At 69.1% G+C, this 13,673-nt stretch carries 10 protein-coding genes; 3 read left to right on the top strand and 7 right to left on the bottom strand.

Annotated elements, in window-relative coordinates; all coding sequences use genetic code 11:
• Positions 1-150: 150 nt before the first annotated feature.
• From DB30_RS05180 to DB30_RS05150, 7 genes are read right to left on the bottom strand one after another with little or no spacing between them, the layout of a single operon-like run.
• A complete protein-coding gene (locus DB30_RS05180; protein WP_052546860.1) occupies positions 151-1,173 on the bottom strand; it encodes a polysaccharide deacetylase family protein in 1,023 nt (340 codons plus the stop codon).
• Complete coding sequence (locus DB30_RS05175) at positions 1,166-2,038, bottom strand: glycosyltransferase (RefSeq protein ID WP_052546859.1); 873 nt, start codon at positions 2,036-2,038, stop codon at positions 1,166-1,168. Before DB30_RS05175 ends, DB30_RS05180 begins: the two co-directional genes overlap by 8 nt.
• Positions 2,035-3,483 carry a glycosyltransferase family 4 protein gene (locus DB30_RS05170; RefSeq protein WP_052546858.1) on the bottom strand — a complete coding sequence of 483 codons (1,449 nt, stop codon included), beginning with the start codon at positions 3,481-3,483 and terminating at the stop codon, positions 2,035-2,037. The genes DB30_RS05175 and DB30_RS05170 overlap by 4 nt, the downstream gene beginning before the upstream one ends.
• Positions 3,480-4,502 (bottom strand): GHMP family kinase ATP-binding protein, encoded by a 1,023-nt coding sequence (locus tag DB30_RS05165; protein WP_052546857.1) that lies wholly within the window; start codon positions 4,500-4,502, stop codon positions 3,480-3,482. The genes DB30_RS05170 and DB30_RS05165 overlap by 4 nt, the downstream gene beginning before the upstream one ends.
• A complete protein-coding gene (locus DB30_RS05160) occupies positions 4,499-5,836 on the bottom strand; it encodes an HAD-IIIA family hydrolase (RefSeq protein ID WP_052546856.1) in 1,338 nt (445 codons plus the stop codon). Before DB30_RS05160 ends, DB30_RS05165 begins: the two co-directional genes overlap by 4 nt.
• Positions 5,837-5,856: 20 nt before the next feature.
• Positions 5,857-7,527 carry a hypothetical protein gene (locus tag DB30_RS05155; RefSeq protein WP_052546855.1) on the bottom strand — a complete coding sequence of 557 codons (1,671 nt, stop codon included), beginning with the start codon at positions 7,525-7,527 and terminating at the stop codon, positions 5,857-5,859.
• A 36-nt stretch (positions 7,528-7,563) separates the two neighbouring features.
• Complete coding sequence (locus DB30_RS05150) at positions 7,564-8,145, bottom strand: D-sedoheptulose-7-phosphate isomerase (RefSeq protein WP_052546854.1); 582 nt, start codon at positions 8,143-8,145, stop codon at positions 7,564-7,566.
• 633 nt (positions 8,146-8,778) lie between these two features.
• Between DB30_RS05150 and DB30_RS05145 the strand changes: the two genes are divergently transcribed.
• Genes DB30_RS05145 through DB30_RS05135 form a run of 3 tightly spaced genes read left to right on the top strand, consistent with a single transcriptional unit; the run spans position 8,779 to position 13,613 of the window.
• Positions 8,779-10,458, top strand: coding sequence for an HlyD family efflux transporter periplasmic adaptor subunit (locus DB30_RS05145; RefSeq protein ID WP_052546853.1), 1,680 nt, complete (start codon positions 8,779-8,781; stop codon positions 10,456-10,458).
• A complete protein-coding gene (locus DB30_RS05140) occupies positions 10,451-12,676 on the top strand; it encodes a peptidase domain-containing ABC transporter (RefSeq protein ID WP_052546852.1) in 2,226 nt (741 codons plus the stop codon). Before DB30_RS05145 ends, DB30_RS05140 begins: the two co-directional genes overlap by 8 nt.
• Positions 12,669-13,613 carry an efflux RND transporter periplasmic adaptor subunit gene (locus DB30_RS05135; RefSeq protein ID WP_165703632.1) on the top strand — a complete coding sequence of 315 codons (945 nt, stop codon included), beginning with the start codon at positions 12,669-12,671 and terminating at the stop codon, positions 13,611-13,613. The genes DB30_RS05140 and DB30_RS05135 overlap by 8 nt, the downstream gene beginning before the upstream one ends.
• Positions 13,614-13,673 lie beyond the last annotated feature (60 nt).

The raw sequence follows: 13,673 nt of genomic DNA, 5'->3' as shown, positions 1-13,673 counted from the left end.
TCGGTCGGCCCAACTTCGGCGAGCGCGTCGTTGGGCTTGGCGACTTCTCGCACCGCGTGCGCAGTCAGTCCGCGACGGCGCGGGTGCTGGGGCTGAGCCGGCCGTCGCTGGCCCAGCGCTGAGCCGTGGATCGAGTTGGTGGCGCTGGGCCTACTCGCTCGCGTAGGCGTTCGGGTTGAGCAGGTGGCCAAATGCTTCAGTCAGCCGCCCTTCTTCCTGGCCAAACCAATACGGCGGCCGCGGCTGCTCGGGATCATGAATGCGCGCGAGCCAGCTGATGCCGCCGCCGCCGACGTAGCGATCTTCGCGGGTGAACACCGGGTCGGCCATGGCCTCTTCGATGCCGACGAAGGTGTAGCCGGCGGCCTCATAGTCGTCGAGCACGGTGGCGAGGTGATCCACGGCGAGCTCGTTGACGTGAAACAACACGACCTGAGCGGTCTCTCGCTCGACCTCGAAGCGCGCGAGCTCGCGGGCGGCCTCGACCGCGCCGAGCATGTGGGCGCGGTAGGCCTCGACGAGCGCGGCCTGGGTCTTGGTGTCGCCGGCTTGCTTGGCGTAGCGGTAGGCGAAGGCCAGCAGCCACTCGGTCGTCGCGGCCGTGACGTGGGCGTTGGCGTAGCCCATGGCTGCGAGCGCCTCGCGAGCGCCGTCACGCAGCTCGGGCGTGTGACCTTCGGAGAGGTAGGGGTAGCGCAGCCATGTCGGCGGGGCGCTCAGGCGCTCGCGCAGCACGAGATCGCAGCGGCGCACGTCGTCGAGCCAGGCTTCGAGCCCAACCTCCGCGAGGTTGACGTGGCTGGCGGTGTGGTTGCCAACGGTCATGCCCGCGGCGTCCCACGCTTCGATCGTGCGCTCGCCCGGGACCAGGCGATCACAGTTGTAGAACACCGACGCGTTGGCGCCGTGATCTTGGAGCACGGCGATGAGCTCGTCGTTGAGGCGGTTGAGCTCGGCGGCGTCGCGCAGCGGCGTCCCGGGATCGTCCATGCGCGGGGCGTCGTCGAAGGACAGGTGGACGGGCACGAGCGGGTCGGCTGCCGGCTGGTCTGGATCGGGATCCGTGGTCGCGGGATCCGTGGTCGCGGGGACCTGCGAATGGCTCGGATCTTTGCAGCCAAACACGGTGACCGCGGCGAGCACAAAGCCGGCTACGAGCTGGCGTTCAAGCATCGGAGTGGCCCTGTTGTGGCGCGAGGGTGGCCGGACGGGGGGTCCAAGTCCGCGTGGTGATCAGCGCTGCACAAGTCTGCACGTCATCCGCGAAGGTACCGCTTAACCAGCCCAGGCGATAGTTGGCCACGCAGACCGAGAAGTTGTTGCGCTCGCTGTGAGCTCGAGCGCCGCCGTTCACGACGCGGACGCTGTCGTCGTGGCTCAGGTGGAGCGCCTCGCCCATGGCGAGCCGCGGCGCGACACCAGCGAGCTGCAGGCGCGCGACGAGATCGACGTCCTCCCAGCCCCACCCGAGCAAGTCGGAGTTCATGCCGTCGACGCTGACGAAGTGATCGCGGCGCAGACAGATCAGGCCAGGGCCGCCGCGGCTGGCGTCTGCAAACTGGCGGCGATTGGTCTCGACCCGAATGACCTCACCCGCCGCTGTCACAAACTCGACGATGTGGGCGAGCGACTGCAGCTCGCCAGCGGGGATCGGGTCGGGGGATGGCGCCGATTCGCGGACCCGCTCAACGGTCACGAACGAGCCGGCCTCGACGGCCGCGAGCGCGTCAGCGAGCCAGTCCCCGGTCAAGATCACGTCGGTGTCGAGGAACATGAGCGCGTCGCCGGAGGCCGCGTGCACGCCGAGGTTGAGCGCGAGGGCCTTGTTGAAGCCGTCGGTCGGGACCTCGACGAGGGTCACGGGCACACCGGCCCGCTCGAGCGCGGCGAGGCAGCGGCCGGGGTCGCCACCGCAGTCGACGACGACCAGCTCGGCGCCGTAGCGGGCGAGCTGGGGGGCGTTGGCGAGCAGCGTGTGGGCGAGCTCGTCGCGGTTGGCCCAGGGGATCACGATCGACAAGCTGGTCATGCTGGTCATGCTCGTGGTCCTCGCAGCGCGCGTTGCTCGGGGATCAGCAGACCCTGCTCGACGTAGCCTTGCAGCCGCGCCCACGCGTCGGTGTGGGGCTCGGCGAACTCGCTGGCCGGCGTCGGCACGCGGCAGCGATCGAGGAGCTCCAGGTCACGCGGATCGAGGCGAAGCGCCGCGGGCCAGGTCGGATCCAGGAGCCGAAGCTCACCGTCGCACTCGCCGATCCCGGCCGCCCAGACCACACGCTGATCCGGGCGCAGGGTCGGGCATGGGTGGCTGACGTAGTGAGCGATCGGCTCGATGAAGTCCGCGTAGGGCGGATCGCTGGGCGGCAGCAAGCCCCGATCGATCGCGGGTGGTCGGGTCGTGATCGTCACGGGCTCGCCGACCTCGGCCCGGGCGCACGCGGACGCGAGCACATCACACAAGATCCCGGCGCAGCGCTGAAACCCATAGCGTGTGTGGGCGTAGTGCACGGTCGCGCGGTCGCGCAGCTCGGCGTCGTGCTCCTCGAGCAGCGCGAGGATCGGCGCGACGGCCCCACGCAGATCCATGCGGACCCCCGAGCCGCTCGCCCAGGTTGGCAACAGCGCGCCCGCGGGCCCGGGGATCAGGGAGTCCCGAACACCACCGTAGGCGGCCGCGACCACCGGGGTCCCGCACGCGAGCGCCTCGACCACGACGTACCCAAAGTTCTCGTCGATCGCCTGGGTTGGGTGCACGAGCACGTCCATCGACGCGTAGGCGGCCGCCAATTGCTCGTCGCTGAGCTTGGCCGAAAAATACCGCAGGGCGTCGTCGAGCCCGAGCTCGTGGACCAAGGACTTGATCACGTCAACGTACTCACCGCAGCCGTAGTCGAGGACCGGGTAGCTGCTCGCAAAATTTCCGATCACCAGGGCCCGGACGGGGCGCGGAGCGAGCTGATCACGGACGGCGGCGACCACCCGCAAGAACCCGTGGAGGTGTTTTTGCGGGACCAGGCGAGCGACGAAGCCAAGCACGACGTCATCGCTGGCCAGGCCAAACTCCGGTCGGCAGTCGGCGCGGTCGTAGGGGACAAACACCTCGGCGTCGACCGGCAGCGGCAGCACGACCAATTGCGGCGGCACGTCGCACATCGCCCGTATGATCTCGACGTCGGCCTCGCAGTTGACCAGCAAGGTGTCGGTGGTGCGCAGCTGCGGCAGCCACTTGGGCAGGTGCGCGTGCTCGATGACGGGGCCGCCGTGCATCGCGAGCACGATCGGCGCTTCGCAGGGGCGCGGGGCTGCGTACCAGCGGGAGCTGGCGAACGACAGGTACACGTCGACCGTGGCGTGGGGATCCGCGTCGGCGTCGATCAGCTCGAACTGCGGCGCGAGGCTGCGGGCGTAGAACTGCCGGGTTCGCTCGACGCTGACCCACGGGTGCGGGCCAAAGCCCCATGTCCCGATTCGTGTGGTGCTCATGGTGGGGTGCTCACGCTGGGGTGCTCACGCTGGGGTGTCGCCGCATGCAGCACCCGCGAGCCGTGCGCGGAGAATTGAAACGGGAGCTCGGCGAAGCGCGCGAGCGCGGCTCGGATCCCCGGGTGACGCTTGGGATCGGCGAGGACCAGCAAGCAGCCCGTCCCGCCGGCGCCGAGCAGCTTGCCGCCGTAGGCCCCAGCGGCCTGGGCGGCAGCGTAGGCCTGGTCGACGAGGGGCGAGGCGACGCCCGGACTCAGCTCGCGCTTGAGCTGCCAGGTCTGGTCCAGGATCTCGCCGAGCTTGGCGAGCTTGGCTCCTTGGTCCAGCGCGGCGCCGAAGGCTTCACAGGTGCCCGCGATCGCGCGCAGGCCCTGGCGTTGGGCGTCGCTCGGGGTCTGCAGCGAGCGCAGCAGCGGACCGGCGCGGCGTTGACCGCCCAGATAAAACAGCAGCCCGCCACGCTCGAGCGCGATCGAGGTGGGCGTGGGCGTGGGCGCGGGTCGGGCCTCGACCCGGTCGTCGCGCAAGAATCGAATGTGTTGCAGCCCACCCAGCGCCGCGATCGTTTGGTCCTGGCGGCCGATCGGCTGGTCGAGGATCACGGCCTCGAGTTGGAAGGCTGCGGCGGCGAGCTGCGCGGGCGCGGGCTGGCGGCCCAACATGATCTCGAGCGCGTGCAGCAGCCCAACGGTGAAGCTGGACGACGAGCCGAGCCCGGTGCCGCTGGGCACGTCGCTGTACGACACGATCTCGAGCGGGACATCGACGTCGAGCATGCGCAGCGCCTCGCGGACGATCGGGTGCTCGATCGCGCCGATGTTGTCGACCTCTTCATGGGTGCCGCAGTCGAGCCGGTAGCGCGGACCCATCAGCGCCGAGCGGCGGCGGACGCTGACGTCGACATACAGACGCAGCGCCGTCGACACGACCGCGCCGCCGTACTCGCGGTAGTAGTTGGGCAGATCAGTGCCGCCACCAACAAAGCTCGCGCGCAGCGGGGTCCGGGTCGTGATCATCATGAGGGGTTGGGCTGGGGGTTTGGCTGCGGATTGGGGAACAGCGCCAGGCAGGCGCGCGCGAGGTCGGGGAACCACTGGACGCCGCGCGCCACGGCGAGCGCGTGAGCGTTAGCGCTGACAAGCACTGGGCGCAGGCCGGCGTTCAACGCCGCGTCCAGGTCACGCTCGGTGTCGCCGATCAGCACGGACGCGGCCCGATCCACGTGCAGATCGGACGTGGCCGCGTCGATCATGCCGGTCCTAGGCTTGCGGCATGCACACGCGCACTTGAGCTCGGGGCGCTCGCCCTCGAAGCCCGCGTCGGGGTGGTGGGGACAGTGGTAGATGCGATCCACGTAGGCGCCAGCGCGGCCAAGCTGGGTCTCGAGCTCGGCGTGGATCTGCGCGAGCCCGGCCTCGTCGAGCTCGCCGCGCGCGAGCACAGGCTGGTTGGTGACGACGACGACCTGGACGTCGAGCTGGTTGAGCCGGGCGATCGCCTGGGCGACGCCGGGCAGCAGCTCGAGTTGCTCGGGCCGGCGCAGGTAGCCGACGTGGCGGTTGAGGGTCCCGTCGCGATCCACGAACACGGTCGCTCGTGGCCGTCGGCGTCGCGCGGGGATCCCCTGGGCCCACGCGGCCTGAGCCTGTGCGTAGCGCTGGGGCGTGCCCATGTCGTGCAGGTACGCGCTGGTCTGCCACGCCTGGACACGCTGCCCCCTCGCTAGCGCGGCCGTGATCAGATCCTGAACGAGGTCGAGCTTGGGCGCCTCGAGGACGCTCGGGATCTGCTCGATGAACGCTGGCTCGATCACAAACAGGCCCGCGGTCACGAGGTTGCGCAGCCGCGAGCCTGGCGGGTGGGGCTTGGGGTGCAGCGCGGTCACGCGGTGGTCCGCGTCGACGTCGACCAGGTCGCTGTCGTGCGGGTGCGTGTTGGGGTGCACGACCGCGGTGATCGTGGCGCGCTGGCGTGTGTGGGTTTCGAGCAGCGCGCCAAGGTCCACGTCGAACATGACGTCACCAAACACGACGACGGCCGGGCCATTCAGATCGTGCAGCTGTCGCAGGCACCCGCCCGAGCCCATCGCCTGGGCCTCGGTCCGAACCTCCACGTGGAAGCTGCGGTCCGAGGCCCGCGCCGCCGCGAGCTCGATCGCGCCCGCGAGGTGCCCAGCCAGGACGATCACCCGAGTGATGCCCGCGGCGCGGAACTGCTGCAGCTGGTGCTCGAGCACGGACTTGCCCGCGATCGCCAGCAAGACCTTGGGCACCGCCGCGGTCGCGCTCGCCATGCGGGTGGCCAGGCCGCCAGCCACGATCACGGCGATGACCCCTTGGGTTGGATTGACCACGATGGCTCCGGCGCTGGGGCTCAGCGCAGCGTGAACAGCTCGGGTTGGGTGAGGCCGAGCGGACCAACCCGCTCGCGCAGCGCTTGGTAAGCGCGATCGACCTCGGCGTAGCTGCGATCGATCGCAGCCCTGACCAGGCGGGCGACCTGCTCGGGGTCACTGTCGTCGGGGATGAACGCCTGCAGCCGCGCGCCGTTGCCCCAGCTCGGGACCCACGCGACGTGGGGCTCGCCGAACACCGCGGCGAACACCGACTGTTGGGCGGCGAGGGCCGGGATCAACGCCGCGACGACGTCGTCTTCGACGTGCAGCTCGAGCGCGTACCAGGGGCCTTGGCTGGTGTGATCGAGCAGCTCGTAATGCAGCGACTTGGGCCAGTGATGCGGCTTGATGTGACGATAGTGGGCCCGGTTTCCACGCAGCTCGAACCCCTCGGGCAGCTGCGCGCGGGCGGCCTGCACGATGTCCAGAAAGTTCGCGCGAGGGACCGCCGCGGGGGCGATCGTCCACGCGTCCGCGCCGGGCGGCTCGACCAGCTGCGGGGCCTCGCGCGGGAGATTGAAGTCGACGGTAAAGGCCGCGAGGGTCGTGCGGTCGAGCGTCCAGCCGGGTTCGTCGGCCGCCGCGAGCATCGTGGGCAACAAGGTGATCGCCCGGCGATAGTGCCCGTAAAACAAGAAGTGCTCGGCGAACCCGCTGCGCCCGAGGTACTGGGGCAGGATCGTGTTGGTCAGGTTGGCGAGCAAGGCCATCGCGCGGCGATGGACCTGGGGCAGCTCGTAGCCAAAGCTGGCCGCAAACACCCCGAGCTCGAGCAGGTGCCCCGCGAAGAACAGGTGATCCTCGAAGTTGCTGGTCCGCGCCAGCGCCTTCAAGATCGCCTCGCTCAGTGAGCCCGGGTCCAGCGGCTGGCCCGACAGCTGGGCCGCGCAGCGCTCACGCCCGGCGAGGGTCAGCAACAGCATCATGTCGAGCTGCCCGTCGAGGAACGCCTGGGCCTGCTCACGGTAGCCGTGCAGCGAGGGCAGCTTCGCCGCTGCGGCGCAGATACCCTCGCTCAGGTGGGTCTTGCAGCAGACCCGAAAGTGCCCGTGGTGGTGGGCTGTGATCGCCAGCTCCATGATGTCCACCAGCCCGCAGGTGCGACCGTCGAGCTCCACACAAAAGTCCGCGGGTGGATCCATGTGGGCCAGCGCAAACAGCAGGTGGCCAAGCTCCTCGCCCTCGGCGGTCGGGATCTCGCGGCTCTCGAGGTACAGCTGGCGCAGCGTGACCCCGAGCCCTGGCAATTCACGGTCGAGATCGGCGCCGGCCATGACCGCATAGGCCAAGGTCTGCCACGGATGAAAGTCCCCGTCGCGATGGAACTGGCGGATGTAGGGGCGCGTCGCGCCCGATCGGGCGTAGAAACCAAGCCCATCGCCGAGCTGCCCGCCGCCCAGGCGCGCGTCGCCCCAGCCGTTGATCAGGTGGCAATAATGCGACAGCGCGGCGCCATCGATGATGTCGTGGATCTCCACCTGCATCGCGTGGGTCAGACACGCGTCGGCATGCTCGAGCGCGGCGAGATCGAGCTCGACCGGGCTGGCTTGGAGCGTGTCGATGAACCCGTCGAGGGCGTCACCAATGCGATCATCGATGCTGACGGGCCACCAGTCGATGGGGGTCGGATGGGTTGATTCGGACATCATGAGCGGCCTCGCGGCCCTTTCGTCAAAGATCGAGAACTAGGCATTGCCGAGCGCGCGGGCGATCGCGTGGCACAGCACGCTGTGAACATCCTCGACCGCGAGATAGTCGTGGCGGGGCACGTGGACGCTCAGGGCGCAGGTCGTGGCCAGGCGCCCGCCGTCGAAGCCGACCAGCCCGATGCTGGTCGCGCCCACCTCGTTGGCTCGGGCCACGGCGCGCACACAGTTTTCCGAGTTGCCAGAGGCCGAGATCGCAATGACCATATCCGTGGATTGAAGGCTGCGCAACTGACCCACGAACACGTTCTCGTAGCCGGTGTCGTTGGCGAGCGCCGAGAATGTACTGATATTGCTGGCCAGACACTGGACCCGCAGCGGCGTGGGGTACCCCGCGCCGTTGGCGAGCAGATCATTGCAAAGATGCATGGCCGTCGCCGCACTGCCGCCATTTCCAAATGCATAAACAACCCCATCCGCGAGGCGGGTCGCGTGGAGCTGCTCAACGATTCGGGCGACCGCATTTGGCGAGACGTCACGCAGCAAACAAGCGACGTCGGCGATGTGCCGAGCGATGGTGGCCTCGGGGTCGATGCTAGGGGTCTCGCGTGGGAGCTGCATGATAGGTAGATCGTCCGGCTGGGCCCGCCGTGAGGTGGGGGCAAGTGAGGGGGTGCGATTGAGCAGATACACAATAAAAAGGGGCGGGCGCCACGTGGAGCCCGCCCACACAGCCTACGGGAAGCTGGGGAGCTGGCCGCCCGGGAGGGTCGGGAACGGCTTCGGCTTCGGGAACGCCGGGAGGTCGCAGCCCGAGCAACCCTGGACGCAGCAGCCACCGCCCACGGCGGAGCCGAGCTCGTCCCGCTGGAGCTCCTTTCCGGGCGTACGGCTGCGGCGAGATGCGATACGATCATTGATGTGCTTCATTGTTTTTTCTTTCGACTTTCGTTGGTCTGCGTTATGACAGCGCGGCCAGCCGCGCCATCACGACGATGGAGATATAAGCACATGTGATCGCTGGTCGAAACAACGTCATTACCGCACAGTGAGCACATCAACCGCCACCACACCCCCTCCATGAGCCTGGATCGAACATTGAAGTCACCCGACCGCGAGGACGGCATTGCCGTCTTGGTGATTGGAAATGACGAAGGACTAGATGCAATCGAAGCCGCCTCGAGCGCGCATATTGAAACTGTACGTTGTGGACCCATTGCCACGGAGCTGGCAGCTTGTCTCGCGGCAGAGCCAGTGGCACTCGTCGTATTTCATCGGGTCGACGAATCCACGCTAAACAAGGGGCTCGCCGTCGTTGGGGCGCGGGCGCGCGTGATCGTGAGCGCCCCAAGCCAGGGGTGGGTGACGCTCGCCGATCCACGCATCTATTTTGTCGTCGGCCCAGAGATCTCTCCCCCTGATCTCACCGACCTGATCGCTAGCGCGTTGATGGGGCCACCGGCTGGCGATCCGGTGCCCGAGTCAATCGACGACGCGAAGCTGCACAAAGCGGTGCTAGACGCAGCGGGCCGGTTTGCGAGCAGCGAAGACCCCGCGACCGCGACCGCGGCAGTCTGCGCCGCGTTGCTCGAGCTGCTGCGCGCCGATCGTGTCCACTGCCTGCTGCACGACGCACACGCCGGCGCGCTGTGGGCATTGGGCCCGCACGCCCGTGAAGGCTGGGCCAACGAGGGCATCAGCGGGTTTGTCGCGCGAACGGGCCGAGGGGTGTGGGCGACCCGAGCCGACGCGGATCCTCGCTATTGTCGGGCGCTCGACGATCCGGGCGGCGACGGTCGTGAACAGCTCTTGGTCGCGCCGATCCGTGGGGCCGGCGGTGACGTGCACGCGGTGATCGTCGTCGCTCGTGCGGCCCACCGTCACGGCTTCGATCCGCGCGAGCGCGGGACCTTGGGGCTGTTCGTGGCCCGAGCGGGGCCCATGATGGATCACCTCGCGCGGCGTGAAGAGGTCGCGCTGGTGGTGCGCGAGCACGAGACCCGCAGCGAGGGACCGTTTCGCGCCGAGGCCCTGCGCGAGCGCAGGAAGGTCGCCCGCGGCGGGGATGTCGTGCGGGTGAATGGGGCCTGGGTCGTGTGGACCCACCGCCTGGTCGTCGCGTTGGTTGTCAGCGCGCTGGCCTATCTGGTGCTCGGCCGGGTCAACATCTACAGCGCGGGGCCGGCGGTGGTGCGGCTGCAGGCGCGCAGCGAGGTCACGGCGAGCGCGAGCGGGCCCCTGAGCGAGCTCGCGGTCACCCCCGGCCAAGTGGTGCAGCCAGGCGATCTGCTCGCGCGACTCGACGACCGCCAGGCCCGAGACGAGCTGACGCGGGTCGAAGCGAGCTGGCGATCGCAGCTGCGCGCGCGGCTGCTGGACCCGCAAGATCAGGCCACCGCAGCGTCGGTCGTGGCGCTGCGTCGGCAACGTCGCGACGCCCGCGCGGCCCTGGCCGAGCGAGAGATCCGCGCGCCCGTTGGTGGGGTCGTCAGTGATCTGCGGATTCGTTCTGGCCAGCACATTGGGGTCGGTGAGATCGTGATGTCACTGGTTCGAGCCGACGACGCGCAGCGCGTGGTCGCGTTGATGCCGGGCGCAGACAGCCCCCGGATCGAGCCGGGCATGGCGATGCGGATCGAGCTGCCCGGCTACCCTCGCGCCTACCAGCGCGTCACGATCTCGCGGGTCAGCGACGAGGTCGTGGGTCCGTCCGAGGTCCAGCGCTTCTTGGGTCCAGCGTTGGCGGACAGCCTCACGATCGCGGGCCCGATGGTGTTGGTCGAGGCGACCCTCGCTAGCCCGGAGTTTGTCGTCGATGGCCGCAGCTATCGGTTTCACGACGGGATGCAGGCGCGCGCCGAGGTTCGCGTGGACTCGCGCTCGCTGCTCGAGATGTTGATCCCCGGTCTCCAAGGAGCGCTGACCCGTGGCTGACTTGGGCCAGCGTTTCACCGCGCTCCGCCGGCTCGGACGCCGACCCCACAAGCGTCGGGTTCCGGTCGTCATGCAGCACGAGTGGGCCGACTGCGGCGCGGCGTGCTTGACCATGGCGATGAGCTTTCACGGTCGAGAGCTGCGCCTCGACGAGGTCCGGCGCGAGCTCGGGAGCGGCCGCGATGGGCTCGACGCCGGCTCGCTGGTTGCTGGCGCCGAGCGCTTTGGCATGCGCGCGCGGGGGCTCAGGATCGACATGGAGGACCTGCGCTATCTCCCGTCTGGCGCGATCCTGCACTGGGAGTTCAACCACTTCGTGGTGTTTGATCGCGTCGTCGGTCGCCACGTCGAGCTGGTTGATCCGGCGGCGGGGCGCCGGCGGGTCAGCCTCGAGCGCTTCTCCGGCTCGTTCACGGGGGTCGCGGTGGTCGTCGAGCCGGGCGCGGCGTTCGAGCCCAACAAGCTCAAAGACAGCCGGCTGCGCACCTATCTTGGCCACCTGTTTGGCCAGCGCGCGCTGCTGTGGCGGATCGTCGTCGGGTCGGTGCTGCTGCGGATCCTGGCCCTGGCGCTGCCGATCCTGACGGCGCTGATCGTCGACCACGTGGTCCCGCGCAGCGAGCATCACCTGTTGTTGGTGGTCTGCGTCGGGCTCGTCGGCGTCGTCTTGTTTCAGGTGCTCGGGGCGCTGACCCGCTCCCACCTGCTGCTGCAGCTGCGGACCAACCTCGACGTACGCCTGACGCTCGGGTTCCTCGAACACCTCGTCGAGCTCCCCTACGCGTTTTTTCAGCGCCGCTCCGCTGGGGATCTGATGATGCGCGTGGCGAGCAACACCAACATCCGCGAGACCCTGACCAGCAACACGCTGTCAGCGGTGCTCGATGGCGGATTGGTGCTGATCTACCTCGCGCTGATCATGGCGCTGAGCCCCGCGCTGGGGCTCGTGACCTTGGGCCTTGGCGTGGCGCAGGTCGTCGTGTTTGTGGCCTCGCGCCGCCGGGTCGCGGATCTCATGCGCGAGAACCTCGAGGCCCAGGCGCGCGCGCAAAATTACCTGGTCCAGATACTTGGCGGGATCGAGACGCTCAAGGTCGCCGGCGCCGAAGGCCAGGCGGTCGCGCGCTGGTCCGAGCGCTTTGTCGACGAGCTCAACGTGTCGCTCGACACCGGCCGACTCGAGGCCAAGATCGGCGCCGCGATGACCGGGCTGAGCACGGCCTCGCCGTTTGTGATCCTGAGCCTGGGCGCCGTGTTGGTGATGCAGGGCGAGCTCTCGCTCGGTGGCATGCTGGCCCTCAACGCGCTCGCGGCCGGGTTCTTGGCGCCGCTCGCCTCGCTGGTCGCCAGCGGCCTGCAGTTTCAGCGCCTGGGTGGCTACATCGATCGCATCAGCGACGTGCTGTCGACCCCACCCGAGCAGGATCGCCGCGAGACCACCACCGCGCCGCGCTTGACCGGCAAGATCAGCTTGCGGGGTGTGTCGTTTCGCTATGACGCCAAGGCGCCGTTTGTGGTCCGCGACGTCAACCTCGACGTCGAACCTGGCGAGTGTGTGGCGATCGTGGGTCGCTCGGGCTCAGGCAAGTCAACCCTCGCTAGCTTGATGTTGGCGCTGCATCGGCCGAGCGAGGGGACCATCCACTATGACGAACACGAGCTCACGGGCCTGGACCTGCGCGGCGTCAGGCGTCAGCTCGGCTTTGTGCCCCAGCACCCTTACGTGTTTGGACAGAGCCTGCGGGAGAACATTGCGATGAGTCATCCAGGCGTCACGATCGACGCGATCACCCAGGCCGGCCGGCGCGCCGCGATCCACGACGACATCATGGGCATGGGCATGGGCTACGACACGATCGTCTCCGAGGGTGGGGGCTCGCTGTCGGGCGGCCAGCGGCAGCGTGTCGCGCTGGCCCGCGCGCTCGTCAACGAGCCGGCGATCCTGCTGCTCGACGAGGCGACCTCGGCCCTCGACACACGAACGGAGCGGCAGGTGATGGACGAGCTGGCGGCGATGTCGTGTGTGCGGGTGATCATCGCGCACCGCTTGAGCACGATCGCGTTCGCGGATCGGATCGTCGTGATGCACGAGGGAAAGATCGTCGACACAGGCAGCCATGAGCTGCTGCTCGAGCGCTGTCAGATCTATCGAGACCTGGTCGCGGCCGGCAGCGAGCGAGATCCGCGAGCGCCCGCGGAGGAGCAGCCACATGCTTGATCGAATGGCTTGTGTGTGGGCCGCCCTCGCGGCGCTGCTCGTCGCGTGTGCGCCCGGGGACCCAACGACCACGGTCGAGTTGTCGCCCGCGGTGACGCTCGATCCCTCAGCGCGGGCGCAGACCGAGGCCGACAGCTCCGGGCAGCCGTCGCGTGTCGAGCCGGACGGGCTGACCGAGCTGACCGAGCTGACTGATCTGATCGGGGTGGTCGTGCCGGCTCGGGCCGTCGACGTCGCCCCATCGCTCGCCGGTGAGCTGGTCGAGGTGCGCGTGCAGCCCGGGGATCGGGTCGTCGCGGGCCAGGTCCTGGCGATCCTCGACGATCGTCGGATCCGCGAGGACCTGTCGATCGCAGAGGCGGAGCTTCGTCGTCAGCGCGCGGGGTCGGCCGCGGCCGAGCTCGACGCAACCCAGCGCGCCCAGGCGGCCGACCAGCTCGAGGCCCTCGCGGCGCAGGGGCACGTGCCCGCGCTGGTCCTGGACGAGGCGGTGTTCGCCGCCAAGCGCAGCGCCGCGACGCTCGAGCAGGCCGACGCGAGCGTCGCCGAGAGCCGGGCCCGAATCGCGAGGCTGCGTCGGCAACTCGAGGACAGCGCGCTCACGTCCCCCTTCACCGGGGTCGTCGCCCAGCGCTACCTCGACGGCGGCGCGGTCACGGGGCCGAGCTCGCCGATCCTCCGCTTGATCGACGTCGACACGCTGTGGGTGCGCTTCGCGGTCGAGCCCGAGGCGCTCGCGGGCGTGGCCCTGGGAGATCAGGTCACCGTGCGGTTTGAAGCCGGTGGTGAGACGCGGGCGCAGCTGCGGCACGTCGCGCCCCAGGTCGATCCAGTCTCGGAGCTGGTCGTGATCGAGGCCGCGCTCATGGACGCGAGCGCGAGCGCCAGCGCGATCGGGATCGGGATCGGTGCGGCCGCCCTCGTCGACTTCGATTGATCATGCGAGCGGTTCCAGTGGTGGGGCCTCGCGCTCAGGGGACTGTGGCGGCCGGCTAGC

This window comes from Enhygromyxa salina, from assembly GCF_000737335.2.
Taxonomy (GTDB): domain Bacteria; phylum Myxococcota_A; class Polyangia; order Nannocystales; family Nannocystaceae; genus Plesiocystis; species Plesiocystis salina_C.
Note: the sequence above shows the minus strand (reverse complement) of the source record. Positions and strands in the feature narration are given on the sequence as shown.